This window comes from Paenibacillus lentus (genome assembly GCF_003931855.1).
Classification (GTDB): domain Bacteria; phylum Bacillota; class Bacilli; order Paenibacillales; family Paenibacillaceae; genus Fontibacillus; species Fontibacillus lentus.
Genome location: NZ_CP034248.1, coordinates 3,420,738 through 3,446,063, shown reverse-complemented (window position 1 = coordinate 3,446,063; position 25,326 = coordinate 3,420,738). Strand labels below are relative to the sequence as shown.

The window sequence follows — 25,326 nt, the reverse complement described above, 5'->3', positions numbered from 1 at the left end:
GAATATACTTATTAAGATGGTCAAAATGCAAACAAACCATTCCCTAATTAGCCGGAAATGGTTTATGATTTGCTACATATTATTTAGGATCTACGAATCCTATTAGCCAAAGTATTTGTCGTAGAGCACTTTCGCTTCCACAATATCCTTCGTCCCGTGGATTAATGCCCTTCCATCCTTAAATAACACTAGGCGACGCTCTCCAATCGTGTAGGACAGAAGAAAATGATTGAATTCTACCGTTCCTTCCCCCAAACGAACCAGTGCTTTAGCCGTTTCCTCCAAATCCCACTTCCGAGGTTGAGCTGGCCGAATTTGTACCGTATCTCTGCCGCACAGCACCTCTGTCTTTCGGGATCCTGAATGTGATAAATACGGATAAGTCGCATTTGGACCACAAGATGGGCAGTCTGACTTTCTGGCCGCATTCATCTTGAGTGAGGCCTGCTCATTTCTCCATAAATCAAAAGTCAGAAGCGTTCCCCGGAGACTTTCAATTTGTCCCGTGAGCAGCTTCAGCGCCTCCGTTGTTTGATGAGCGACCACGGTCTGTACTGTTGGCGGTATAATCCCTGCCGTATCACAGGTATCCCCGCCTAACGGGATCGTGCCAAGCAAGCAGTTCAAGCATGCCGTCTCCCCCGGCAATATCGTGTACGTAATTCCATAGCTGCCGACACATGCACCATATATCCACGGAATTCCATTCTTTTGAGAGATGTCATTCATGACCATTCTCGTATCAAAATTATCGGTTGCATCCAAGATCAACTGGATTCCTGGGAGCAAAGCATCGATTTCAGCATAAGTTACATCCATCACATGCGCTTCAATCGTCACTTCGCTATTGATCGCTTGCAGCCGCTTTTGGGCCGCAATCGCTTTTGGTATACGGTGCTCAGCATCCTCTTCAGCGAACAATTGCTGCCTCTGCAAATTACTCCATTCTACGTAATCCCGGTCAGCAATAACTATTCGACCTACGCCTGCACGTACAAGTGTCTCGGCAATTCCCGTTCCAAGCGCTCCCGCCCCTACAATTAGAACAGCGCTCGTCGACAGCTTGCGCTGCCCCTCTATGCCGATCATCGCAAAACGCTCCTGCCGTGAGTATCGATCCGTACGATCCCTTGTACCCGCTATTGCCGACATAGAGGTTTCTGTTTGATTGACTGGCATCTTCAGATCAGCTCCTTTCCTGGGAGCATCCGTTTACTGATTGGACCATTGCTCCACGTCCCATACTTTTGTAACCCAATCTTCATAGAAGTCCGGCTCGTGAGATACGAGCAGCACCGTACCCTTGAACTCCTTCAGTGCGCGCTTCAATTCTTCTTTGGCGACGACATCCAAATGATTTGTCGGCTCATCGAATAAAATCCAGTTCGTCTCTCTCATCATCAGCTTGCAAAGGCGGACTTTGGCTTGCTCGCCTCCGCTCAGCGCTCTAAGCTGGCGAGTGATATGATCATTCTTCAAGCCGCAGCGCGCCAGGTGAGCTCGTACTTCATGCTGGTTAAGATGTGGAAATTCATTCCATACATCCTCAATCGGCGTAGCGTTTCCTGCACGAACCTCCTGCTCGAAATAAGCTGGAAAGAGGAAATCTCCTTGATACGTTTTGCCGCTGATCGGGGGTATTTTGCCGAGAATCGTTTTTAGAAGCGTTGATTTACCAACACCATTGCAGCCAACGATGGCAATTTTCTCCCCCCGTTCGATCGTCATCGACATTTTCGGGAGTAACGCATGTGTATATCCGATTTCAAAATCGATTCCTTCGAAAACGATTTTTCCACTGGCGCGGGATTCCTTGAAACCAAAGACAGGCTTTGCAGCTTCTTCGGGCCTATCGATCCGCTCCAGGCGATCCAACTGCTTCTCCCGGCTCTTCGCGCGGCCTGATGTCGAGTACCTGGCTTTATTACGTTGTATAAAATCCTCTTGCTTCTTGATGAATTCCTGCTGCTTCTCATACGCTTCGATATGCTGGTTCTTGCTGATATCCGCCATTTCCAGAAACTTCTCATAATTGGCTGAATAACGGGTCAATTTGGCAAATTCCAGATGATATATAACATTGACCACCTTATTCATGAATTCTGTATCATGGGAAATGAGAATGAAAGCATACGGATAGTTCTGCAAGTAGTTAGTTAACCATTGTATATGCTCCACATCCAGGTAGTTCGTAGGCTCATCCAGCAGCAATACGTTGGGCTTCTCCAGCAATAGCTTGGCCAGAAGCACCTTCGTACGCTGTCCACCGCTTAGGGTAGACACGTCGCGATCGAGGCCGATCGCAGACAAACCAAGCCCATTCGCCATTTCTTCAACCTTCACATCGATCATATAGAAATCACCGATATCCAACTGCTCCTGGATTTCACCCATTTGCTCTAAAAGTAGTTCAAGCTCTTCAGGTGAGGCATCAGCCATCTTCTCGGTAATCGCCATCATTTCCTTCTCCAGCTCCAACAGCGGAAGAAAAGCATCTTTCAATATATCACGAACCGTCTTGCCGGGAGTCAACTTGGTATGCTGATCGAGATACCCGTATCGGATCTTCGGAGTCCACTCCACCTTGCCTTCATCCTTCAGCACCTGGCCGGTCAAGATATTCATTAAAGTTGACTTACCTACACCGTTAGCTCCAACCAAACCCACATGCTCCCCAGCTAACAGACGAAACGAGACATTTTTGAATAAAGTCCGGTCTCCAAAATTGTGGGAGACGTTTTCTACAGTTAATAAACTCATATTAGCAACCAATGCTCCTTCTATATGACATTCAAGAACTTATTTTAGCACAAGAAGGAGAAGCTCTGAAACTGTTTTATTTATAGCATCAAGGACAGACAATTTCATAATATCCTTTCGCTGCTGCATCTCGCCGATTAGCGAAAATTTGTTCACCACGATAACGCTGCGTACACATTTCTCTATATTGATATTTCAAGCCTGTTATGTCATCTACTCCTCCGATCAATGGCCGGTTTTGGACAACGCGGCCACCTCCAAAAGCATAATTGTTATAATAGCTGCTACCTACAGGTATACCTTGTAAAAATACGAGTACACCGACATCATTCAACGTATTGAGCCAATCTTCTTGCGAAAGCGTCGGCAAAGTAAATGTATAATTTACGCCCAGTCTCATAGCATGTTCATTGTGACGATTCATGTATCCGGCAAGATCGTCTTGAATACTGTTAATAATCGTAAATCTTCTCACCTGATCAAACGTCCTAGCGTCCTGAAGCAAGGGAATGTTCGTTTCCTGCTGCAGCTCGTCCATCTTACCTCTATACCACTGCCCCGTGGAACTCTCATATGCTGTTATAGCATCATCAAGTGTAAAAGCGATGCTATTACCGTACTCATCCATGTATACATAAGGCTTCTTAGGTCTCCAACGATGAGAAAATTTAGACATATTACTACCCTCAGCGCTCAAATCCACTGCATAGGCAGAGTACCCGTCATATTCGATAATTACTATCGCTGGAATGTAGGCCATCATCGTTCCCTGACTTAGGTAATCATCCACAATTCCGAAATTAATCGATAGGGTTTGAATGAACGCGGACAATGCTTGATCTTTATCCGTTCTCATATACTTTACTGAACCGTATCCCGTTTCATATTGCTGCAGCTCGTTTAGATTCAGAGCACTAGCAGCATCCTGCACAGCCACGTGAAGTGCAGTGGTATAACGTACCTGTAACCGATGACCCTCGCGCACATCGCCGGTATGAAGCTGAAGTATCCAGAGAACAGGCGTTGCAAGCAGCACGAAAATAATGGCCCAGTCAATAATCTTCATTGAGCACCATGCCCCCGTAATTCAAAACTTCTGAACTGCTTGTTCTCGTCTCCCCATACAAGAAATCATAAAGCACCGTGATCGGCGTGCGGCTTAGATGAGTAATGGTTACAGTGAAGTAATCCCCGGCCTCCATTCTATACATGGGCTCTTCCTTTTTATCGAGTGCTGGTTCATCCGGAAACAAAATTGACAGTATATCCTGGCTATAATAGGCTTCATAATGGACACTGAACCGATCAAGGAAGGTGCTGGAATCGGCAGGATCGCTGTACTCCGGGTGGTATTTCTTATGCCTGTATTCCATATCAATCATGTATTCTCCCCCTGCTGTGGCAAGCTCATTTACAAAATCATTGTACATCCCTCGCGACAAGTAGCCTTTATTTCTAACCGCATCCGTAAACCGAACCAACGTATTATAAGCCATAAGCGCCCGATAATCTTCTTCCCGTTGAGCCGACTGGACAGCCGGCACTAAATATAGTAAGACGACAGCCAATATCGCAGCTGTAATTTTTGATAGCGCGTTTGACATGCCACAGCCCCTTAATTCTTAAAAAATGATATTTTTTTCGTACGCCCTACATCGTCATATTCAATTTGAACTTTATAGCTCGCGGTTAATTCCAAACGGCTAGACACACTAATCACGGCAGCATCCTGTACAGAATAATCATCGCTGCTTACTCCGCTCAAATCTGCCCTTACACCATCTATTTCAACAACGACAGCATGTAAAGCCAGCTCCCGTATGCTATGCATGATCTCAGCTCCAGTATATTGCTCGTGCTGCACAGCTATCCCGTTTGTCATATGAATACTATCCTTCTGTCCCTGAGTAAAAGGTATCAATTGCTTCAGCACGTGATGTTCGAGCCTGGTCTGATCAAATGTAACCCATAATGCGCTAATGCAAAGCAAGCAAGCGAACAAGAGCCACACCATACTTTTTAAAGTGTTATACATGCCATTAAGGAATGGACAGCACCGTCGTCTGAGTAAAAATAATACCTCTTACGACGTTAGAATTGTCCCTGATTACTTTAGCCTTAAACTTGCCGCTCGGATTCACATATTCATCCAAAATTTCATTCCAGGAATTATTAATATGCCCGACCTTGTCACTCACAACAGCGCCATAGTCTTCAATGGAGACATTGTCTCCTACCCGTAGCATATTTCCATACCATTGACCGTTTTTGTTCTTCCCGGTTTTAACCTGAATTCCGAATTGCTCCCGATCCTTGAATTTTCTAAGCGCATTCGTCACTTGCGAGCCACTGACGGTCGTATCGTCGTAAACGGTAAATGATGCCTGTGAAAGCTCTGTTTGAATATCAGAAAAATTGTTTTGTGCGGTTTTTGTCGCCTCCTGAGCTGATACGAACAAAATAACCACAATCGTAATTAGTGCAATCGTCAGAAAAATACCTGCAGCAACCTTTAAAGCCGATGAAGCGTTATTCATTTTATTTCCTCCCTACCCTTTATAATTTTTGGATATGCTCGAAATACATATCCATTTGTTTGAAGCTCATCCAAATCAGAGGGATGACCAAATATCCGAATACTAAGCTATACATGGGCGAGAAACCGATTAATCGTCCTAGTCCTGCCCGGGTATCCAGCGATTTTTCATAGTCAAGGCGCCGACGCTCAAATTGAAACGACATTTCATACTGTAAATCATCGAATGCCTTGGCAATGGTGATCTTCTCTGCTGCTAACAGCAGCTTATCAACGAGCCGCCTGAATTCTTCCAAGGATACCTCCGCTTTCATTTCTTTTAGTGCGGCCTCAGCACCTTGACTGTAATTCAACAAGCACTTTTCTATTGGAATTTTGAAAATAACCGCATATACATACAACCATTCCAAAATTTCCTCCACCGAAATTCGTTCCAGTTCCTTAAAGATTCCTATCATCGTCATATATTGATAGATTTCATGCCGCATGTCTGCAATCCTCAATCTTCTTTGGAACCATAACAGCCAAAGCGGGATCTCATAAGCCACACAACCAGCCGCGAATGCGATTGCAACCTCCCACCACTTTAAATACTCATGGTTATAGCGCTCAAGTTTATCCATAATCCGATCTGCCATGGCCGCCAAATCTTCGCCACTCACTGATTCATCATGAGCATGAAGTGACGCTTCTGTCGACCTGAGAGCAGCCTCGTAACTTCTATCCGAAGAGTTGTTAAGCTCCTTCACTGCTAATTTTTCCAAAGCGACGATTTTCTGGGCTCTTTCCTCTTCTTGTCCTGACACTGCACCGAAGAAGACAGTGCTTTCTGGCGGTTCCCGCAGTATTCTGCTCTGGCTCGTTTTATGCAAGGTGATACATAGAACGATCGCGGACAAAAAACTGATAAGAAACAAGCCTACCCTCCTGAGTTGGAACCATTCAACTTTGATTTTTAAATTATTATCTTTAAACAGCTGAGTTAGCCGATAATAAGGAAGTGATGAGTATGGTGGGACAAACCATTGAACAAAGACTCTTATCCAATGCATTTTGTATAGTCGAGCTTCCCAGGGAATTTTGTGCTCGGCCGCCCGGTATAATGTCTCCTCTTCATTTTTTAATTTTTGAAGCAATATATAAGAGATTAGAATAATTAAAAAGATCATAATCTTGATGACAATACCGGCCTTGCTCAAATAAAAATGATCCATTAAGGGAAAGTTCTGCCTTGCCCACATTTCAATCGGCCTCGTAAAAAATAATGGCGAAAGGGCGATGACATGCAAACCTTTTAACAGGTAATCTAATTTGTTCCGACGAATTAGATCCAAATGGATTTCCTGTGTTAAGCTGGCGATCGCTTGCAGGTAAATCGAACCCTGATTAGCCGCTTTATCCCCATATTCCAGCACCAAACTTGATATTCCAGCAAATGCTTTTAAAAATCGATTGGGCGCAGTTTCATAATATCTTTCCAACGCCTCCTCCGGCTTAGGAGCTGTCAACGCCTCATTCATGCGATACGCATGAGCAGCAATTTCTTCGCCAAGCTCATCCGCAGCTTCATCAATGGCATCATTAATCATGCCGTGGCGATGATAAGCATGCCGAACCGACGCAAAAAAACCAAGCATTTGCTCCAATAGCTTTCGCTCGATTTGATTCACGAATCCATCGAGGAACAGCCCTTGCATTACAGCCGCCGTTATTAATAGAGTTAGGAAAAATAGAAGATTTGGATTCATCCATGTCAGCACGGTGATTGCTAAACCAAAAGAAAACAAGAAAGAATAAACGAGCAGCATGGTCTTCCTGCGAAGCTCAAACTCAGTGTACATATGCAGCAAGGATAATCTGCTGCGAACTTTGAGCACATAATATCGCAAGGGAGCTATCCTCATAAAAAAGGCATACGATCGCATGAGCAATCCAGTAAATAGCTTTTGAATGTAAGATTTGAACGTCCGATTGTCGCCTTCGTGAAGCAGCTCAACACGCGACATTCTTTTGGAGGCTGCCAATGAACAGATGAATAACAGCAGACAAATGAAGAGAATCCATATTAATACGGAATTAAGCTCCAATTTCTTCCCTCCAGTAATTTCCGAGAAAATCCTTAAATGCCGTGTTGTCTTCATCTGTCATTTCTCGGCTCATTTCCCTTCTCATTCGTTCAGAGATTGGCTCTACGGAGCAATATTTCCCATTACGATACTCCAGTACTACTCGTTCACGATACCCCCGTTCATTTCGGTCACACTCCGTGATTTTGTCAATATATCTCTGACCAGTCATACTCTTGCGCAAATGGATATCGAAATCGATCACACTGACAACTTGCATTTCCGCGACATGCTCATCACGGAACATCCCTGTCTTGAGCAGCGAGTTTCGGAGCGATTCGATTAGATTGCGAAACGTTTTGGCATGATGTGTAAATAAGGTGAACAGGCTCGCCACCTGAGCCATTTGAATCATCCAAGCAGCCACATCATCACTGGCTACTTCACCAAGGATATTGACGGTGCCGTCCGTTTTTTTCTGCAAATCCAGTCCGGCCTGCCCCGATATATACTCCGTCTCTCGAAACGTCAAAATATTTCTCGTACTGTATAATTTGCGTAAGTTCAGCTCAAAAGACATTTCCTGAACTCTCAATGTATAAGAAGGATAAATATGTTTGACCAAAGCCATTAACAGTGTTGTTTTTCCTGAACCCTGAGAACCGGTAATCGATGTGATTCTACTGCCTTTCATAAGAAATTTTAGCAAGGCTATAGGAAATTCCGCATTATCACCTTCAATCAGTTGTTCCAGTGCAGCGCTTCTCATATCAAATTTTCGTACGAAGAAAGCCCATGATTCAGCAAAGGGTGGCCGAACTACTACGACTCTGGAGCCATCCTTCATTTCATTGACCTTATAGCCATTGGCCTCCGATAACTGTCCAGGCAAATTGTATTTATAGATATTCTGACAAACTCGCTTGAGCTCCGTCTCACTACCAAAGGTCAAAAAGGATAAGCGAATGCTCTTCCCCTTGTAGAAAATCCACACGCTGTCCCAGACTCGTGATTTCGCATAACCATCCTCGTCTTCCGCCGCATTTTCAGCCCACCAGTCCACTGATTGGCCAAAACTGACAGGGTACCAGTCATCTTCTGAGGAAGTGATCCCGTTGACGCCTCCGCTAAAACCATCTATCCGCTGCTCTCGAATTTCATCCACTACAGAGAAGCCCTTATAATTCTGATATACGCGCTGCACGAGAATGTCCAGTTTCTCGCAAAAGTCAAGCTCCCGGTACTCCAAATAAAATACTTCGTCGATATCTTCGCTCGTAATATCATAATAAGCAGCATGATCAAAATCGTCTGAATGCTTAGGCACATCCAAGCGATATGTATCGATTAGCATCGATAATGCTTCATCTCCATAACGAAGAGAGAATAAATATAATATAATTTCAAAGCGATCCTGCGACGTCAGTAATTCGCGTTGATGAAAAGGGATATAATGATGAATTGTACGCTCATTCAGACCGCAGCCCTTAAGAAGTAAATCCTTAATATAAGACTTCACATAACGCTTATCATTTCGATCGCCCCATGTACATCCTCGAAGCGCTTTTCGCAATTCGGCTCTACTCTTCAATTTTCGATTCCAGGCTTCCTCGCTTAGTCCCCAATCGTTGATCTGCGCCCGGCTCAATTCATGAAGCTGCTTCTTTACATATTCCATCAGTGTATTTGTTGAATAAGCTGTCTCATGCAGGTTTGTCACTGGAGATGGAGCCATCTTATCTGTTGTGCGAGCTTTAATCCAAATGTATGAGATGCCTAGCAACAGAACGACGAAGATACCGAGCAGGTTCGCGAAGTGATTCACGGTTCACGCCCCTTTCATTTTGTCATCGATTGCAGATGTCTTGCTTCGCACTGTACCGGTAAGCGCTAAACGTGCAAGCTCTTTACAGCTAAAAAGGAACTGCTCTCGTTCATACCCCCGCCCCTTCAGCAATCTGTACCTGCGAAAAAAACCAATGATATCCTGCCCGTTCCAAGCATCATTGAATTCGGTATGATAAGGGATGCCGATCATAGGTGCCTCACAGTTATAACGTCTCTTTATATTTTGCAAACTCCACTTAGAAGCTGCATCATAATGTGGAATGACTAAAGCCATGGGCTTATTTCCCCTACCTGCATCAGACACGTCGACCAATTTAAAAAACGTATCCAATTCGACCCGATTTTGCCTTAACACAGCTATGAGAATATCATCTTCCCGAAGGCTGTCCATTAATATCGACTCAAGGCCAGATACCTGCGTTACGATAATGTCATAATAACGCTCGGCCATATTCAAAATGGCCTCTAGATGTTGAAAATACGCTGGATCTCTCGGATCGCTATTCGTCTGCATGCCATCTGCTAAATCAAGCCGCCCCTGAAGTAACGGATAAGTATAATCCATCATGTTCGCTTGATACAATCGTCCGCTCTCAGCGAGCCGCATCAAAGCCTCCATGCCATAATCCTGCACAGGTAAGCGAAGATCACGATCCAACTCACGATTACGCGTCAAAAACCCCTCCTCAACACCTGTTCCGGAGTATCCATAATTCATAAGTAACAAATGATATTTATCGTGTAGACCCGCCTGTACACTGAAGGCAGCTGCAACTTCCGCGGAGCCTCCATAACCTAAATCCCAAAATATGATTTTACTCATGCCTTTCTCCTTTCAGCTTTGCGATAAGCTATCTTTACCGTTCTTAACTCCCAACCGGCCAACAGGAGGATTAAATCCATAATCGCTCGTTTATAAGCTCGAGTTATCCGATTCATGTGTAAGGTTTGCGAATGTTCGTTCTCCGTTTGCACTGCAATATTTACTTCATCCAACGGTATACGTACTTCAGTGGATACCCAATCGATCGGTAGTTGAGCCATCATGCTCATCACGTACTGTTCGTCGACGTAACTGTCCATCGTTCGCATAAAGACATAATGCACCCTCATTCCCTGAAGCTTCGGCCAAGTCCTGAATAGCTGACTAAAAAATTCGATGCTCTCAGCAATTTCATACCGATCATAGCTTGTCACCCAAATGATTTGCTTGGTCATGCTCCATATTTGCCCGTTCTTAGGTGAAACAAAATCCATATCATAAATACAATAATCATAGTTCTCGATCTGGTCTTCTTTCAGATTCCTTCCAAACCGCGCCACATCAAACCCGTTAAATTCGCTCATTTCGCTCTCTTTAACAATCCCGCCAATCACATATCGATATTTCCCCTTGTCGGTTGCATCAATAAGTAAGACTTTCCGACCTGAGGAAGCTAATACCTTGCATATGTAAAGCAGCAGATCTCGTTTATCTACAGCACCGGTAAATATCCATCGTTCCACCAAATCGTCTCCTTGTAGCGTATTAGGGATTTATCTCGAAGCTATCGCCAGAAGTGGGCTTTGCCGATACGGCTGTTCGTTCAGCCTGACGTCCCGCAAATTCAGCAGCATTCTGAGGCGTAACTCCGGATAAATCTGACTCTAAAATTCGCCGCGCAGCATGGGATAGCGCATATTCAGCCTTTGAGATAATATTGGGATCCTTCTTGATTAACTGCAGTACAGCTTCATTAGCCGGGTAAGTCGGGATTGCCTTAGCCTGCAATTGAGGCTCTACATAAGCAAGTGCATAAATCGTGGCCTTATGAAAATAAGCATCAACAATCGCACTGGATAAAGACAGTATTTCGACTTCGTCCAATGTCACCGTAATCGTTTCCCCATTTAATTGCTCTACCTTCTTCTTAGACAGAAGAATATAATCTTGTCCAGTAGGAAACTGAATACGCACATCCACTATGTCATTCTTTAAAAGCGCTGCAGGCAGCTGTACAAATCCCATCTCGCGCCAGCGCAAATCATGGGGTGTCGGCTCGTCTGAATACAGCAATCCTGATGTCAATAGCGTTCGCGACGACAAAGCAATCTTAGCATTTTTGCCTGTAATCTCATCTTTGGATGTAATGAAATTTGCGGGCACGCTATCGATCGGCAATTCAATACTTTTAATATCTTCTACATGGATGGGTTGTCCCGCAGAAATGTCACGGGCAAGCGCCCAGCCTGTAATCGATTGGCGCTCCTTCTCCTCCTTCAGCTGCATAATTTGGGTTTCATAATCCCTCACAAGAGAAGCCTTCACTTGATGCACGTGCTTCACCTGATGCAAGGCATAACCCACAAAGAGAATACCGACGATACCTGCTCCTGCTATGCCAGAAAAAATTAACTGCTTCGTCCGCTGCCTCAGTCTGGACATCTAGTTACCTCTTCCTTTCCAACGTTTTCTTTTTACACCAAAACCTCTGCCTTCCATTCTTATAGGCTTTATAAGCACAGGGCTGCATATTTTTATCAATGTCGACATCATTTCTTGCCCCGGCTCAAAAGGATCATTCTCCGCTCCGATCTCATGCACCCGTTCAGTTCCGAGCGGCTTACGCAATCTACGAATGGCGTTCCGTCCCCCCATCGGAACGATACATACCCATTTACGCCGGATCCCCTCACCAACTCGCTCACCGATTGACATCGCATCCTCCTCTCTCCATTCGGCCCCAGAAGTAACAATAATCGGCAGATCAGCTCGTGCGAATTCTTCAAGGAGCTCCTTGCGTCCAGTTGAACCAATGTCACACACTACATATTCGTAGCCTGCTGCAAGCAGCTCGATCCATTCCGCACGAGTCGGATGGCGGATATAATCTACGGTATGAATACGAAACCGCTGCGGAGAGGTAGAACGACCCCTCTTGTCTATTTCGCTGCCTGAAACGATTTGGCCCAGCTGCCGGAACGCTCTTGATTTCACCTCCATTTCAACAATCGCTACATGCTTCGATACCTGAGAAAGGGTATGGGCTAACATAATAGCTGTATGTGTAGTACCTACACCTGGACTCGCTCCCAGCACAGCAATGACGCTGCAGCGATTTGCTCGCTGAGTCTTCTCTTGTCGCGTCTCATCGGCTATCATCGTTAAAATTCGACTCGTCTCCAAGGCAGAGCTGTATCTATCCTTGGGCTCTGTCTGCAGCAGACGACGCAGAACTGGAACCAGTAGTTCATAACCATTAAATCGCATTACGTTTATGGCTTCTTCAGACCAACTGCTATGAAGGCCCCCAGTTGCCAAGTACAGCAATACAGCTCCCAAGGAGTACAAATCTGTTCGGCAGTCACTTTGTCTGCCCCCATACTGCTCTGGCGCAGCAAAACCGATTGATCCCATTAGAACGGTATCTTCCTGCTGGTCTTCCTTGTATCTTCGCGCAATTCCAAAATCGATAAACCGAATTTCTCCATTCTGATCCACCAGTAAGTTCGCTGGCTTCAAATCCCGATGGATGATCGGCGGCTCATGACTGTGTAAGTAATGGAGCCCTTCACAGATTTGCCGTCCAAAGGATACAAGCATTTGCAGTGATAATTCAGTTCCCCGTCCAGCAGCATAACGATCTAAATGTTCTCCTTCAACAAAGTCCATGATCATGTACAAATATCCTGTTTCGGACTGTCTGTAGATGTCGATCATTCTCGGCAATCTTGGATGATTAAGCGCGATGAGCAGTTTAGCCTCTTCTTCCATGGAAATAGGCATATGAGGTGCAGCGCGCACCTCCTTCATCGCCCATGTCTTGCCAGGCAACTTCATATCAGCGACGAGATACACGCAACTCATCCCCCCGGCGCCGATCAATCGCACGATCCTGTATCTGCCAGCGATGATATCACCGACAGATAGCTTCTCAACCATTGGCAACCACCTCTTCCTTCCATGCACAAAAAAGGAAAGCATCCATGCCTCTACTCCCCGGTTACACCGGAGCAGAATCATGGGATACTTTCCCTTCATTAGCTAATGTATAATTTTGGAATCAGTATACGTGATTATACTGCGATTTGTAAAGTACTTTTTACATAAATTTTACTTAATAACATTAATATTTAATCATATATAACGTAATCTCATCCCGATTATGAAAAAGCTGCTTTGCCCGCTGTACCTGCATTCGTGACTGGTGAAACGTCTCGATCACTTCTTGGATAAGCGCCATCGGCTTCTTACTCAACAGCTTCACGGTCACGATAGCCGTTCCACCAGGGAGCAACGAATAAAGCAATTCACTGACCAGCTTTGCCGTTAATTTCGGGCTCCAGCTCATATCACAGACAAGTAAATCAAATTGCTCCTCCCGAAGCTTCACCTCTCCAGCATTTTTTCTTATTACTGTAAGTTGCGGATGATTCTTTAGAGAGGGATGCATCTTCGCCGGATCTATTGCCGTTACTTTAAGACCTCGCTCCAGCAAGAATGATGTCCACCCGCCAGGAGCTGCACCGATATCCAACGCTTCGCGGAACGCTGTAAAATCGATGCCGAAAGTCAGCTCAGCCTCCAGCAGCTTGAATTTCGCTCTGGAGATTTGCCCTTCCTCACGCTGGAAACGTACAGCTCCGCCACTCCAGTCGGATAAATTCTGCTCAGGTCTAGATATTCCCGCATAGAGTTTTTCTTTATCCACAAATACAGAAACGATATATTCCGCATCGCGAACGACAAACTCAGCATTCAGCTCACAAAATTTGTCTTGGAGCAGCTCCTTCAACCCCGCCGCAGTGCTATTCCATAAGGATTGCTCAGACTTTCTAGGCTGGATAGCTACTTTACTTGCATTCAGCAGTCTCGGATCAGATAATACAAAAGCCGTCAAAGCATCGATCCCCTCTGCAAATTCCCCTTGTTCCAACACGCTCCATTCCCATTCGATAGGGAAAAGATGCCGCAAAAAGATAGGCGTCTTGCTTAATAGCCCATCGATAACCTGCCCCACCTCTTCCTGCAAGGTCACTCGCAGCACCTCGCCGGGAATGATGACTGAACTCTTCACAGCACCGAACATTCTCCGCAGCTCTTCTTGAGCATACGGCGCAAAGCCATGATTCGTTGAACAAATCCAATGGCTAACCACATCTAACTTGTCGCCTGTTTTACTTTGTTCCATTTCCTGAATTTTCAACTCGTAGTACCCCCAGAAGTCATTGCCGGATTCACACACGGCCTTAATTTTAACTTATTTATTTACGTGCGCTTCTTCTGGTCAAACTCTCAATTTCATCCAGGCGGTCAAATGGAATCGGTCCGTTATGCAGAATTACGCTCTCTGGCTTGTTCTGATGCAATATTTCGTACATGCTTTTCTTACCTGCTATACTCGAAGTGTGTAAAAAAATCTCTCTAGGATATAATCCTTCTCTCGCAATTGCTGAAGCCACTTCCGCTCCCGTCTTTTCTCCTGGGCCCATATCATAATCTAGGGACAGGATATCGACTTCGGAAATTCGCAGAAGCTCTATACATTCATCGACGGTCCTTACTAAAGTAAATCCTATGGGACAACGCCGCAAATCATCCATATATACATGAATCAATATTCTTCGTCCTTTCCCGCGGAATTTCCAGTACTAGGCTTTCACCCACCGCCTCACCCGTTCCATATCTTCTCTATAGGTTCCCTCTTCGTCTTTCTCACTTTCAAATATGCATGGTATTCCTTGTACCTCATCCAGCTGAAGCAGCTTGCGAAAGCCTCCCTCTCCAATATAACCATCACCTATGCGAGCATGACGATCTTTACGGGAATAGGCCGGATATTTCGAATCATTCAAATGAATCACGGTTAAGCCGCTCCAAAAGTCCAATGCCGATGCTTTGCTTACAAATACATCGTCATGTTCGCCAACCCACATCCCCGAAGCAAAGGCATGACACGTGTCGAGACAGAAGCCGATAAGTTCAGGGGAATGGCATAGCTTGCGAATTTGAACCAGCTCTTCCAGGGTCATACCCATTTCTCCATGGTCACCAGCCTGATTCTCAATAATCAACTTAGCTTTGCCTTTCCAGCCGGAGAGCACATGATTTATACATTGTATAATATTTTGGTAACCTTGTAAGGGGGTTCCAGCCTTATATATGCCAAAATGAACAATTATCCCCATAGATCCGCAGGCCTCTGCAATTTCTAGATCATTTCGCAGTGAGTTCACAGTTCGTTCAAACTGTGCGCGGGCTGCATTCATATCCACCGCCAAATTACTCGGATAAGGTGCATGAGCGACAGTAAAAATACCATAGTTCTCGCATAGTATCCGGCAGCGTTCCGCATCTTGACGGTCAAAATCCTTGATCGTCAAGCTTCTAGGATTTTTGGGAAAATACTGAAAAGCGCCTGCGCCGGAAGTAATAGCGAGTTGCGCGGCTCTAGCATACCCGCCCCGGATACTGAGGTGTCCACCTACTATCGGATTATTAACGCTCATGCTGACAGCCCGGGCTATAGAAGGCCTTTTTACCAGAAATCTCGGTCTTCACAATCTCATCCCCGCAGCGGTTGCATTTCTCCCCTTCCCGATCATACACTTGACAAAGTTCATTAAATCCGCCTGTAAGCTGATCATCCTTCGTCAGCGGAAGTTCCATGTATCCTCCCGCGTCGGTAGCATGAATCAACACATCCCTGGTTGCTTGGTATAACCTCGACAGATCATCCTCGGTCAAATTTTGCAGCTTGGCGGATGGACGCAGTCCGGCAGCAAACGAGATCTCATCTGCATAGCAGTTACCAATCCCGGCAACGATCTCCTGATTAACCAGCGCTGTCTTCAGACTGCCACGACGCTTCCTAAAAATTGTTATGAACTTTTCTTCATTCATTCTTCGATCAAGCAGCTCTGGTCCTAAATCCGACAACTGTTCCTCCGCTTCCTTCGCCGTACGCAGGTGTAGGTAACCTAGCCTTAGCCCGATAAAATATAACACCAAACCGTTACCAAAAGAAACTTCAATTTGCGTATTCCGGTCAGGACGATCATCCGACGAGCCTAGGTATAAAAGTCCGCCAAGCATTAAATGCAGCACGAGGCGCCGCCCATTATCCAGATGGAACAGCAAGTGCTTTCCACGACGTTCAATAAAAATAATCTGTCTCCCCAGCAAGGAATCTATAAAAGCATCCGGTTCCAGATTAACTGACTTCTCCCGGTTAATCACAATATTAGTTATAGGCAAATCCAAAACATAGTTGGATAGTTGAATTCGATAATTATCCATTTCCGGCAGTTCCGGCATCATCATCTTTCCTTTCTCTATCTCATTATGCCTTAGGTAGCTGATTCCAGTGAATTTACAATCAAGGATTGAACCTCGGTCAAATCTTCACAAATCGTATCCGGCGTAACCCCCGTCTTCTCCATGAGTCCCGGGAGATTAGTCCGATTCGTAACTCCTGTCAATGTCAGAATAGTTCCGCAGCCTGCATGAGCGCCTGCCGAAATGTCCGTAAGCATATTATCCCCAATTACCGCAGTCGCATCAGGTCGTACACCTAAGCGTTCCATGGCATGCTTCATTAAAATGTTCGATGGCTTGCCAATGATCACAGGCTCGACGCTTGAAGCCGCTACGATCGCAGCTGAAATCGTACCAGCTCCAGGCATAATTCCCTCCTGTCCCGGTAACTGCAGATCCGGATTCGTCAATATATATCGTGCACCGCTTGCGATCCATCTCGCAGCCTGCGCAAGCTTATCATAGGTGAAACCACGATCAATGCCTTGCACCACATATTCGGGTTCATCCGTATCAATCGTTAATCCAGCCTGTTTGAGCGCCTCAGTCAAGCCGTATTCACCAATCGGTGCTACCTTTGCACCTGGCTGCAGACTTGCAATGTATTCTGCAGCTGCAACAGCAGAGGTGCATACATCCTCCGCTTGTGCGGGTATCCCCATTTGCTGCAGATGTTCTGCCACATCACTAGGCGTCCTCGAAGAGTTATTGGTTACGAATAAGTACGGAATTTGACTACACTTCATAGCATTAATTAATTGGTCGGCCCCAGGAATCATACGGTTGCCATGATACATAGTGCCGTCCAGATCGATCAAATAAGCTTTCCACTTAGGCAATGAGTTCACTCCTTTATCTTCATCCGAACTTGATCCACATATCTCTCTACTCGCAATGCATCGGCTAACGTAGGGGCCAGCCCTTCAAATTCATCATTACCGTAAAGTCTGAGCATGAAATGATGTAATGCTGCAAAATGAGAGTCCACAAATACACCCATCGTGGCCTTGGCATCCGGAAGCAACTTCATACCTGCAGGCTCAGGACAATGGCTCAATGCACCTCGAAGTAGTTGTACCTTTGGATAAGTGTCCTTCTCCAAGTCCATAGTAATGCTTCCCCGGGTTCCCACAATTTGAACGGTAAAAGCATCACTTCCCCATGCTATGCGTGATACTTCCACCATACCACGAACACCTGTAACCGTCTCATAATTTAAAGCAGCCCAATCATCCACTTCGATGGCTACCTTGTATTCACTTCCCGGCTCTGTGCTGCGCTCATTCACAAATGTCTCAGTTATCCCGTCAATGCGAGATAAATCTCCAAACCAATGACAAATAAGGTCAAGCGCATGTACTCCAATATCCGTAATGGCCCCGCCACCGGATAGATCACTGCTGACCCGCCAGCTGAAGGGACGTTCCTGATCTAAATAGCCAGAGCGAAGGTAAGATATTTTACACTGTAGGATTGGGCCGATGCTCTCCTGACGAAGCAGCTCTGTCGTTCGCTGAACCGCAGGGTGATAGCGGAACATTAGCGCAACCTGCGCTGTTAAGTGTGTAGGAAATCCAGCAACGGCTTGCTTGGCATCATGATAATTATCGGCAATTGGTTTTTCGCAATAAATCGCCTTGCCCGCTTCCCCTGCCGCACGAATGCTGTCAGGATGAAGAGCGTTAGGAGTACACACACTCACCGCAGCAACCGATTTTCGATTAACTGCTTCCGCAATGCTATCTGTAATATGTTCAAAGCCCATCGCAAAAGCCTGTTCTTTATGTAGATCTGGATGTCGAGTGACAAGCGTATCCAGGACAGGTACAAACGGAAGCTTCTTGATAACAGGCAGCGTCCGCAGCGCGACGATATGCGTCTTAGCAATTGTACCAAAGCCATGCAAAACAAATGGAATTTTCCTCATTTTCGGTACCCTCCCGTAAACGATTGCTTCTTTATATTCTACATAGAAAAACAAAGCAGAGGCAAATTTCACCGCTTCTTAATTTCCGGCAAGCAAATTAGAGCCGCATCAAGTCGAAAGGCATCGAAGCAGGATAAGTTTCCGCGCTTTGTCCTTATCAAACTTTGAAGCGGCCTGTCATTTCCTGCGCTTTCCCGGAAAATAATTTTAATAAACTGTCCGTTCCACATCGTACAAGACATGCTCACGCGCAATGATGGAATTCGGAAAAAGAGCCCGCGCTTCTTGCTCCATCTCTATCAACTGCTCTTCATATTTGTATCGGGAGCTTAGATGCGTTAAGTACAGCTGCTTTGCTCCCGCTTGCTGAGCAGCCTCAGCCGCTTGGCGAGACGTACTGTGATAGTATGTATGCGCCGTATCCTTCAGCTCATGAAGAAATGTGGATTCATGCACCAGCACATCGGCATTTCGCGCTAATGTAAGCACGGACTCGCACGGCCGAGTATCCCCAAGAATGGTAACGATTCTACCTTTCTTTGGCTTGCCTTGTACCGCGGATGCGTGGAGTATCCGCCCGTCCGGTGCTACAACACTCTGGCCCCGTTTTAATTTACCATAGAGCGGGCCAGGACGAATGCCATAGCTCTCCAACACGGCCGTATCGAGCTTGCCCGGCAAATCTTTTTCCGTCACCCGATACCCATAACTGGTCACCCGATGCTCCAACTGCGAAGCCTCCACACGAAATGATTCATCTTCAAAAAGAAGTCCACCTTCGTGCTCGACAATATCTAAAATATAACTGATGTGTGATTCGCTAAGCTCCAGACAAGTACGAATGTACTGCTTCAATCCGACCGGGCCGTATATTGTAAGTGGATCCTCCCCACCTTGATAAGCACGGCTGGATATCAGCCCAGGCAAACCAAATAAATGATCGCCATGCAAATGCGTAATAAATATCTTCTCTAACTTGCTAAGCTTGAGAGGAGAACGAAGGATCTGATGCTGAGTTCCTTCTCCGCAATCGAACAACCAGAACGTCCGGCGTTCTTCAAGCATGCGGAGCGCCACTGAAGTGACATTACGCTCTAACGAAGGAACGCCTGCATTAGTTCCCAAGAAATATAGCTCCATTCTTCTCTCTCCTTCCGTCCATATGGTCAAAACCCTCCGTGTCCGGAGGGTTTTGCTATTTTATCGCTAGGCTTTATCAACGTTAAAGTATTGCGCCTGTGGATGAGCAAATACCATGGCAGATACCGAAGCTTCAGGCTCCATCATAAAGCCTTCTGTCAGCTCAACGCCAATATCCTCCGGCTTCAACAATTCAAAGAGTGGCCCCTGATATTCCAGATCAGGACAAGCCGGATAACCAAAGGATACACGAATTCCCTGATAGCGTGCGCCTAAGCGCTGCTTCATCGTCATATCTTGCGGATCAGGGAAGCCCCATGTATCGCGCATCATATGGTGAACGCGTTCTGCAAGGCCTTCTGCGACTTCCAGAGCTACGGACTGCAGAGCATGAGAGCGAAGATAATCGCCCTTTTCCTTCAGTTGCTCCGAACGGTCGCGAATTCCTTGACCAGCACTCACCACGAGGAAACCAACATAATCCATAACGCCGCTATCGACGGATTTTAAGAAGTCCGCCAGGCATAGGTAAGGCTCAACGCGTTGACGCGGGAAATCAAACGTCTTTAGTACCTTGGAATGATCCTCTGGATCATAAATAATGATCTCATTTCCAGAGGATTGTGCCGGGAAAAATTGATACATGGCCTGTGCCTGAATAATGCCGTCTGTAACTGCTTCATATAAAATCTGATCGACAGTTTCCTTCAGTTGCACAGCCTTTGGATCCTCTTTGGCCAGCAGCTGCTCGACAGAGCCCCGAAGTCCTAAATGATGTCCAAGCAGCATCTGCATGTTGATATATGGAATAATGTGGCTTATCGGATAGTTGCGCAGAATATGCCGCTCCAAGTCCGGCGGACTAAACACGGGCGCATCGGTAGAAATGTTGGAGCGTTCTACGCGAGTCAGCTTCGGCAGCTCTTTAACCGCCACTGCCACATTGGCCTCAGCCTCTTTCTCCGCTTCCATTGCAGCTTGCATCTCTTCTCTTTTCGCTGGATCCATCAGCTTGTTTGCTAAATCCAGCCCATCCATCGCATCTTTGGCATAAATTACCATACCGTCATACTCCGGGCGAATCCGCGTCTTCGTAAATTTGCGAGTTAAGGCAGCTCCTCCGACGAGAATCGGCACCTCAATTCCTGCGTTTCGCAAATCTTGAGCGGTTAAAACCATTTGCTGTGCGGACTTCACAAGCAGACCGGATAAACCGATCGCATCGGGCTTTTCTTCACGATAAGCCTCAATAATACGCTCCGGTGGTACTTTTATACCCAAATTAATGATTTGATAACCATTGTTGGATAAAATGATCTCCACCAGATTCTTCCCAATATCATGAACATCGCCTTTTACCGTGGCGAGCAAGATTTTACCTTTAACGGAGGACTCGTCTTTTTCCATAAACGGCTCCAGGAAAGCCACCGATGCCTTCATCACTTCAGCGCTTTGCAGAACCTCTGCAACGATCAGCTCATTGTTATTGAACAGACGGCCGACTTCTTCCATCCCTGCCATTAAAGGACCGTTAATAATATCTAAGGGGCTGTATTTCTTAAGAGCCTCCTCCAAATCTGGTATCAAGCCTTCCTTGCTGCCTTCCACAACATAACTGGCGAGCCGCTCCTCCAGAGTGAGAGAATCCGCCTTTACCTTCTTCTCCACTTTTTTGTCCCGAAAAGCGGCGACAAACGCGGCGAGCGTCTCATCATTCGTATTAAAAATAAGTTCCTCCGCTAAGCGGCGGTCTTCTTCCGAGATCGATGCGTAACGCTCCAGCTTCTCCGTATTGACGATCGCGTAATCGAGGCCCGCTTTTGTACAGTGGTACAAATAGACAGAGTTCAGCACCTCGCGGCCAGCATCAGGCAACCCGAAGGAGATATTGCTCAGACCAAGAATCGTCTTAGCTCTCGGGTATTTCTCCTTGATCATGCGAATCCCTTCAATGGTCTCCACTGCAGACCCGATATACTGAGGATCTCCAGAGCCGACCGGGAACATATTCGGATCAAATATAATATCCTCCGGCTGTAACCCGTATTTATGAACAAGCAACTCATAGGCCCGGGTAGCCACCTCCATCTTCGCCTCACGGGATACCGCTTGTCCGCGCTCATCAATCAAAATACAGACGACGGCAGCGCCGTATCGATGAATCAGCGGAACGATCTGCTCGAATTTCGTCTCCCCATCCTCAAGGTTAATGGAGTTAATAATCGCCTTGCCTTGGGAATATTTGAGCGCCAGCTCTATAATATGATCATAGGTGGAATCAATCATTATCGGCGCTTTGATTTTTTTTGTAACCATAGGATAGAAATTTTCCACTGCATAGGCTTCGTCAATATCCGTATCCTGTAGGTTAATATCGATGACCATCGCTCCGCCCTTCACTTGCGAGCGAGCAATTTCCGATGCCTCATCGAACTTTCCTTCCTTAATTAGGCGTTTGAATTTTCGCGAACCGGAAATATTTGTCCGCTCACCGATCATAATCGGACGATTATCTTCCTCGAGATATACCGTCTCAATACCGGACACGGCAGCGGGGTGTTTTCCGTTAAGTTCACGCGGGGCATACTGTCTCAACGTCTCAACAAGCGCGGCAATATGCTCTGGCGTTGTGCCACAGCAACCTCCAGCGATGTTCAGCCAGCCTTGCTCGGCAAAAGCACCCATTTTCCTTGCCAGTGATTCCGGCGACTCATGGTACTTACCGTTCTCATCAGGCAGCCCCGCATTCGGATAACAGCTTACCCCTGCACTGGACATATCGGATAAAGTACGAATGTGATCCCGCATAAACTCAGGACCTGTAGCGCAGTTCAAGCCGAAGGAAATCGGCTTCAAATGCTCCAGCGAGATGTAGAAAGCCTCAATATTCTGTCCCGCAAGCGTCGTGCCCATTGGCTCAATTGTGCCCGAAATCATCAGCGGCAACTTCTTGCCCGTTGCTTCGTACGCGCGGGTAATACCGATACTGCCCGCCTTCACGTTTAGCGTATCCTGCGACGTCTCCAGCAGCAAAACATCGACCCCTGCCTCCACTAGTGCAAGCGCCTGTTCCTCATAGCTATCGACCAACTCATCAAATGTGACGCCTCCTGTGACCGATAAAGTTTTTGTCGTTGGACCCAAAGCCCCGACAACATATCTCGGATGGTCTGGCGTACTGTACTTTTCGGCAGCGGCAATCGCCAAGCGGGCAGCCGCCAAGTTGATTTCACGCGATTTATCTTGTATATCGTATTCGGCCAGTACAACGGAAGTCGCACCGAACGTATTTGTTGAAATTAAATCGGCGCCAGCTTCCAAATACTTTTCGTGAATCCTCTGGATCACGTCAGGACGGGTGAGCACGAGCATCTCATTACAGCCGTCCAGCTCTTCACCGCCAAAATCGACTGGTGATAAATCCTCCTGCTGAATCATAGTACCCATGGCACCGTCGAGGATCAATATTCGTTCTTTCATTCTGGACTCTAAGCTAGGCTTACTCATGATCTTTATCCCTCCCACAAAACATTAACATTTAGTTTAACAGAACAAAGCGTTAAAGGAAAGGGCTCCAATCTATTTAGATGAATCTGCAAACCCTCTTATGGCGTGTGATGGACTCGTAAGGCACAAATCAATTTAGGTGTCGACAACACGGGAAGGTATCAGATATAATGCAATCATATCAAAACGAAAGCGGGGTAAACCTATGGCGGAAATCAGAATAAGAAACACGAACGAAATTATTTCCGGTGACGACAATGTTCGGAAATTCCTGAGCCGATACGAAGTGATCTATGAACACTGGGACGTGGGTAAACTCCCTGCTCAGCTTCAAGACAATTTCACTTTATCCGATGAACAAAAGAGCGAAATTCTGAATACCTTTGAAGCAGAAATTCAAGATTTGGTCGCACGACGCGGTTATCGCACGTGGGATGTCATTACTTTGAGCGAGGCGACGCCAAATATCGAGGAACTCCTTGCTAAATTTGAGCAGATTCATACGCATACAGAAGACGAAATCCGCGTCATCATCTCTGGAGCAGGAACCTTTATCATTAAAGGCGATGATGAAACAGGTTATTTTGACGTTAATCTCGTACCTGGCGATCTGATCTCGGTGCCTGAAAATACGGCTCATTTCTTCACATTGACCGATGAGCGTAAGGTCGTAGCTGTCCGCCTTTTTGTGGAGGAGAATGGTTGGATTGCTCACCCATACGATGATCCTACCTTCCAGAAATCCTAGCTTGTTGATCTCGGGCAACAAATCCATAATAAGATGAAAAAAGAAGCTGCTCCGATTCCGCAAGACACGGAAGCCCGGAGCAGCTTCTTCTATTGTTAGTTCTGGTTAATTGCAGCCACAATATCATGAAGCTCGGATAAATGTTTGATTTCGTAGTCTGGAACAATTTCATCGTCCCGCATGTGACCAACACGGTTGATCCACACCGCTGTCATGCCCACGCCAAGCGAACCAATGATGTCTGTAGTGAGCTTGTCCCCTACCATGATCGCTTCCTTCGCTTCAACGCCAAGCCGCTCCAGCGCATGCTGGAAGATCGACGGATCCGGTTTGCCTTTGCCGAACGCCCCGGAAATTATAATTTCGTCAAAATATGGGGCTAGATCTGGAACACCATCCAGCTTCTCCCGCTGTAATGCCGGGCAGCCATTGGTAAGAAGCAGCAACTTTACTTGCCCTTTAAGCTCCTTCAGCACCTGAAATGTCTCCTCGTATACATGCGGACGGGAGCGACGTTCTTGGCCAAACTGTTCAGCAAGCTCAGCTGCCAGTTCTTCGTTATCAACGCCTAAAGCAAGCAAACCTAGACGCCAGGACTCCTTGCGGTATCCCGGAGCCAACCGCTCTAGTTTGCGAAATTCAGGCTGCTCGCCAGCCGAGAAATGGGCCCACAGGCCCTCGAATGGATTGATCCCAATCATTTTTGTGAATGGAAAAGTCTCATATGATTCATATAACGCTCTAGCTTCCTTGCGAACTGCCTCTTCCAACTTCTCAGGATTCGTACCTACCGCCGCTTGTGCCTTTAAGCACGTTTCTCTAAATGCCTCATGCACGCTACGCTCGTCCCATAACAACGTATCGTCCAAATCGAAACATACCGCTTTGATTGTCATCTCTGTCTGTCCTCTCTTCTCCCTAATAATGAAATGTTCCCTGCTTTAGATTGTACTTCATTTATTCTTTAATGAAATTAACTTTATGTGCTTTCGCGAAAGTTTCCAATCGTTCTGCCATCGCTGGGGTATCAAACAAATTACGTCTGCGGTGGAACACCCAGTTCTGCCCGCTAGCTTTCGGCGTAATCACGATTTTGTTTGCAGATGCTGTGATTTTGCTGATTTGACCGGCTTCAAGCATTCGATCCCGATTAAACTTCGCCGTGAATAAGTAATTTTTGTTGATTCGCAAATAAGGCTTGTTGAGAAATAGAGCAATAGCCAAAATAACGTATAGAACAATGGTAAGCCAGAACATCGTTGTACTTACCTCTGCTCCGCCGCCCGCTAAAGCCACACCTGCGTATAGCCCGGCCAAGAGGACTAATAAGAGCGGAAGGATTATTTTCCTACCTTTAAAAATATCGCCGTCTCCCCTAGGTCCCATCGTACTCCCCGAGCCCACACGGCCGCTGCCCTTGTTATTGAGCGGGTTTTTCCCTTTCTTGTTCAGTTTCATCTGATTGCGCTCAACTTTTCTGTCAAATGAAGCCATCGA

Annotated in this window: 23 protein-coding genes; 1 reads left to right on the top strand and 22 read right to left on the bottom strand. The window is 46.1% G+C overall.

Annotation, left to right across the window (positions count from 1 at the left end):
• Nucleotides 1–102: 102 nt before the first annotated feature.
• From EIM92_RS15530 to metH, 20 genes are all read right to left on the bottom strand, one after another.
• Nucleotides 103–1,179: a MoeB/ThiF family adenylyltransferase gene (locus tag EIM92_RS15530; RefSeq protein ID WP_246021003.1), complete on the bottom strand. Its 1,077-nt coding sequence runs from the start codon at nucleotides 1,177–1,179 to the stop codon at nucleotides 103–105.
• A 33-nt stretch (nucleotides 1,180–1,212) separates the two neighbouring features.
• Complete coding sequence (locus tag EIM92_RS15525; RefSeq protein WP_125083415.1) at nucleotides 1,213–2,760, bottom strand: ABC-F family ATP-binding cassette domain-containing protein; 1,548 nt, start codon at nucleotides 2,758–2,760, stop codon at nucleotides 1,213–1,215.
• Nucleotides 2,761–2,848: 88 nt separating this feature from the next.
• Nucleotides 2,849–3,826 (bottom strand): hypothetical protein, encoded by a 978-nt coding sequence (locus tag EIM92_RS15520; protein ID WP_125083414.1) that lies wholly within the window; start codon nucleotides 3,824–3,826, stop codon nucleotides 2,849–2,851.
• Complete coding sequence (locus EIM92_RS15515; RefSeq protein WP_125083413.1) at nucleotides 3,813–4,364, bottom strand: hypothetical protein; 552 nt, start codon at nucleotides 4,362–4,364, stop codon at nucleotides 3,813–3,815. Before EIM92_RS15515 ends, EIM92_RS15520 begins: the two co-directional genes overlap by 14 nt.
• A gap of 11 nt (nucleotides 4,365–4,375) precedes the next feature.
• Nucleotides 4,376–4,642 carry a globin family protein gene (locus EIM92_RS15510; protein ID WP_164515122.1) on the bottom strand — a complete coding sequence of 89 codons (267 nt, stop codon included), beginning with the start codon at nucleotides 4,640–4,642 and terminating at the stop codon, nucleotides 4,376–4,378.
• Between the two features lie 157 nt (nucleotides 4,643–4,799).
• The gene (locus tag EIM92_RS15505) at nucleotides 4,800–5,297 is read right to left on the bottom strand and encodes an ABC transporter permease (RefSeq protein ID WP_125083411.1); all 498 of its coding nucleotides are present in this window, start codon (nucleotides 5,295–5,297) and stop codon (nucleotides 4,800–4,802) included.
• Between the two features lie 19 nt (nucleotides 5,298–5,316).
• Nucleotides 5,317–7,383 carry a hypothetical protein gene (locus EIM92_RS15500; RefSeq protein ID WP_125085221.1) on the bottom strand — a complete coding sequence of 689 codons (2,067 nt, stop codon included), beginning with the start codon at nucleotides 7,381–7,383 and terminating at the stop codon, nucleotides 5,317–5,319.
• Nucleotides 7,373–9,187: an ATPase, T2SS/T4P/T4SS family gene (locus tag EIM92_RS15495; protein WP_246021001.1), complete on the bottom strand. Its 1,815-nt coding sequence runs from the start codon at nucleotides 9,185–9,187 to the stop codon at nucleotides 7,373–7,375. The genes EIM92_RS15500 and EIM92_RS15495 overlap by 11 nt, the downstream gene beginning before the upstream one ends.
• Nucleotides 9,188–9,190: 3 nt before the next feature.
• On the bottom strand, nucleotides 9,191–10,033 hold the full coding sequence (locus EIM92_RS15490; RefSeq protein WP_125083410.1) for a hypothetical protein: 843 nt from the start codon (nucleotides 10,031–10,033) through the stop codon (nucleotides 9,191–9,193).
• A complete protein-coding gene (locus EIM92_RS15485; protein WP_125083409.1) occupies nucleotides 10,030–10,716 on the bottom strand; it encodes a hypothetical protein in 687 nt (228 codons plus the stop codon). The genes EIM92_RS15490 and EIM92_RS15485 overlap by 4 nt, the downstream gene beginning before the upstream one ends.
• A 22-nt stretch (nucleotides 10,717–10,738) precedes the next feature.
• A complete protein-coding gene (locus EIM92_RS15480) occupies nucleotides 10,739–11,635 on the bottom strand; it encodes an SAF domain-containing protein (protein WP_125083408.1) in 897 nt (298 codons plus the stop codon).
• Nucleotides 11,636–13,132 carry a serine/threonine-protein kinase gene (locus EIM92_RS15475; protein ID WP_164515121.1) on the bottom strand — a complete coding sequence of 499 codons (1,497 nt, stop codon included), beginning with the start codon at nucleotides 13,130–13,132 and terminating at the stop codon, nucleotides 11,636–11,638.
• A gap of 184 nt (nucleotides 13,133–13,316) precedes the next feature.
• A complete protein-coding gene (locus tag EIM92_RS15470) occupies nucleotides 13,317–14,381 on the bottom strand; it encodes an SAM-dependent methyltransferase (RefSeq protein ID WP_125085219.1) in 1,065 nt (354 codons plus the stop codon).
• A 73-nt stretch (nucleotides 14,382–14,454) separates the two neighbouring features.
• A complete protein-coding gene (locus EIM92_RS15465; RefSeq protein WP_164515230.1) occupies nucleotides 14,455–14,805 on the bottom strand; it encodes a cyclic-phosphate processing receiver domain-containing protein in 351 nt (116 codons plus the stop codon).
• 36 nt (nucleotides 14,806–14,841) lie between these two features.
• The gene (locus tag EIM92_RS15460) at nucleotides 14,842–15,699 is read right to left on the bottom strand and encodes a deoxyribonuclease IV (RefSeq protein ID WP_125083405.1); all 858 of its coding nucleotides are present in this window, start codon (nucleotides 15,697–15,699) and stop codon (nucleotides 14,842–14,844) included.
• Complete coding sequence (locus EIM92_RS15455) at nucleotides 15,689–16,507, bottom strand: Fpg/Nei family DNA glycosylase (RefSeq protein ID WP_125085218.1); 819 nt, start codon at nucleotides 16,505–16,507, stop codon at nucleotides 15,689–15,691. Before EIM92_RS15455 ends, EIM92_RS15460 begins: the two co-directional genes overlap by 11 nt.
• Nucleotides 16,508–16,539: 32 nt before the next feature.
• Nucleotides 16,540–17,346, bottom strand: coding sequence for a TIGR01457 family HAD-type hydrolase (locus EIM92_RS15450; RefSeq protein ID WP_125083404.1), 807 nt, complete (start codon nucleotides 17,344–17,346; stop codon nucleotides 16,540–16,542).
• 5 nt (nucleotides 17,347–17,351) lie between these two features.
• Nucleotides 17,352–18,434, bottom strand: a complete 1,083-nt coding sequence (locus EIM92_RS15445) for a Gfo/Idh/MocA family protein (RefSeq protein WP_125083403.1) — start codon at nucleotides 18,432–18,434, stop codon at nucleotides 17,352–17,354.
• Nucleotides 18,435–18,641: 207 nt separating this feature from the next.
• Nucleotides 18,642–19,574: a ribonuclease Z gene (rnz, locus tag EIM92_RS15440; RefSeq protein ID WP_125083402.1), complete on the bottom strand. Its 933-nt coding sequence runs from the start codon at nucleotides 19,572–19,574 to the stop codon at nucleotides 18,642–18,644.
• A gap of 66 nt (nucleotides 19,575–19,640) precedes the next feature.
• The gene (gene metH / locus EIM92_RS15435; RefSeq protein ID WP_125083401.1) at nucleotides 19,641–23,081 is read right to left on the bottom strand and encodes a methionine synthase; all 3,441 of its coding nucleotides are present in this window, start codon (nucleotides 23,079–23,081) and stop codon (nucleotides 19,641–19,643) included.
• Nucleotides 23,082–23,286: 205 nt separating this feature from the next.
• On the opposite strand from metH, the gene EIM92_RS15430 reads away from it, so the two are divergent.
• Nucleotides 23,287–23,829 carry a cupin domain-containing protein gene (locus EIM92_RS15430; protein ID WP_125083400.1) on the top strand — a complete coding sequence of 181 codons (543 nt, stop codon included), beginning with the start codon at nucleotides 23,287–23,289 and terminating at the stop codon, nucleotides 23,827–23,829.
• A 95-nt stretch (nucleotides 23,830–23,924) separates the two neighbouring features.
• Here the strand turns inward: EIM92_RS15430 and EIM92_RS15425 are convergent, their stop codons facing one another.
• Nucleotides 23,925–24,725, bottom strand: a complete 801-nt coding sequence (locus EIM92_RS15425) for an HAD family hydrolase (RefSeq protein WP_125083399.1) — start codon at nucleotides 24,723–24,725, stop codon at nucleotides 23,925–23,927.
• Nucleotides 24,726–24,786: 61 nt separating this feature from the next.
• Nucleotides 24,787–25,323, bottom strand: a complete 537-nt coding sequence (locus EIM92_RS15420; RefSeq protein ID WP_125083398.1) for a hypothetical protein — start codon at nucleotides 25,321–25,323, stop codon at nucleotides 24,787–24,789.
• Nucleotides 25,324–25,326: the final 3 nt, after the last annotated feature.

What these genes read in the sequence shown, in the direction of transcription:
- EIM92_RS15530 (WP_246021003.1), bottom strand. Translation starts at nt 1,179, where the DNA reads ATGCCAGTCAATCAAACAGAAACCTCTATGTCGGCAATAGCGGGTACA.
- EIM92_RS15525 (WP_125083415.1), bottom strand. Translation starts at nt 2,760, where the DNA reads ATGAGTTTATTAACTGTAGAAAACGTCTCCCACAATTTTGGAGACCGG.
- EIM92_RS15520 (WP_125083414.1), bottom strand. Translation starts at nt 3,826, where the DNA reads ATGAAGATTATTGACTGGGCCATTATTTTCGTGCTGCTTGCAACGCCT.
- EIM92_RS15515 (WP_125083413.1), bottom strand. Translation starts at nt 4,364, where the DNA reads ATGTCAAACGCGCTATCAAAAATTACAGCTGCGATATTGGCTGTCGTC.
- EIM92_RS15510 (WP_164515122.1), bottom strand. Translation starts at nt 4,642, where the DNA reads ATGACAAACGGGATAGCTGTGCAGCACGAGCAATATACTGGAGCTGAG.
- EIM92_RS15505 (WP_125083411.1), bottom strand. Translation starts at nt 5,297, where the DNA reads ATGAATAACGCTTCATCGGCTTTAAAGGTTGCTGCAGGTATTTTTCTG.
- EIM92_RS15490 (WP_125083410.1), bottom strand. Translation starts at nt 10,033, where the DNA reads ATGAGTAAAATCATATTTTGGGATTTAGGTTATGGAGGCTCCGCGGAA.
- EIM92_RS15480 (WP_125083408.1), bottom strand. Translation starts at nt 11,635, where the DNA reads ATGTCCAGACTGAGGCAGCGGACGAAGCAGTTAATTTTTTCTGGCATA.
- EIM92_RS15475 (WP_164515121.1), bottom strand. Translation starts at nt 13,132, where the DNA reads ATGGTTGAGAAGCTATCTGTCGGTGATATCATCGCTGGCAGATACAGG.
- EIM92_RS15470 (WP_125085219.1), bottom strand. Translation starts at nt 14,381, where the DNA reads ATGGAACAAAGTAAAACAGGCGACAAGTTAGATGTGGTTAGCCATTGG.
- EIM92_RS15460 (WP_125083405.1), bottom strand. Translation starts at nt 15,699, where the DNA reads ATGAGCGTTAATAATCCGATAGTAGGTGGACACCTCAGTATCCGGGGC.
- EIM92_RS15455 (WP_125085218.1), bottom strand. Translation starts at nt 16,507, where the DNA reads ATGCCGGAACTGCCGGAAATGGATAATTATCGAATTCAACTATCCAAC.
- EIM92_RS15445 (WP_125083403.1), bottom strand. Translation starts at nt 18,434, where the DNA reads ATGAGGAAAATTCCATTTGTTTTGCATGGCTTTGGTACAATTGCTAAG.
- rnz (WP_125083402.1), bottom strand. Translation starts at nt 19,574, where the DNA reads ATGGAGCTATATTTCTTGGGAACTAATGCAGGCGTTCCTTCGTTAGAG.
- metH (WP_125083401.1), bottom strand. Translation starts at nt 23,081, where the DNA reads ATGAGTAAGCCTAGCTTAGAGTCCAGAATGAAAGAACGAATATTGATC.
- EIM92_RS15430 (WP_125083400.1), top strand. Translation starts at nt 23,287, where the DNA reads ATGGCGGAAATCAGAATAAGAAACACGAACGAAATTATTTCCGGTGAC.
- EIM92_RS15425 (WP_125083399.1), bottom strand. Translation starts at nt 24,725, where the DNA reads ATGACAATCAAAGCGGTATGTTTCGATTTGGACGATACGTTGTTATGG.
- EIM92_RS15420 (WP_125083398.1), bottom strand. Translation starts at nt 25,323, where the DNA reads ATGGCTTCATTTGACAGAAAAGTTGAGCGCAATCAGATGAAACTGAAC.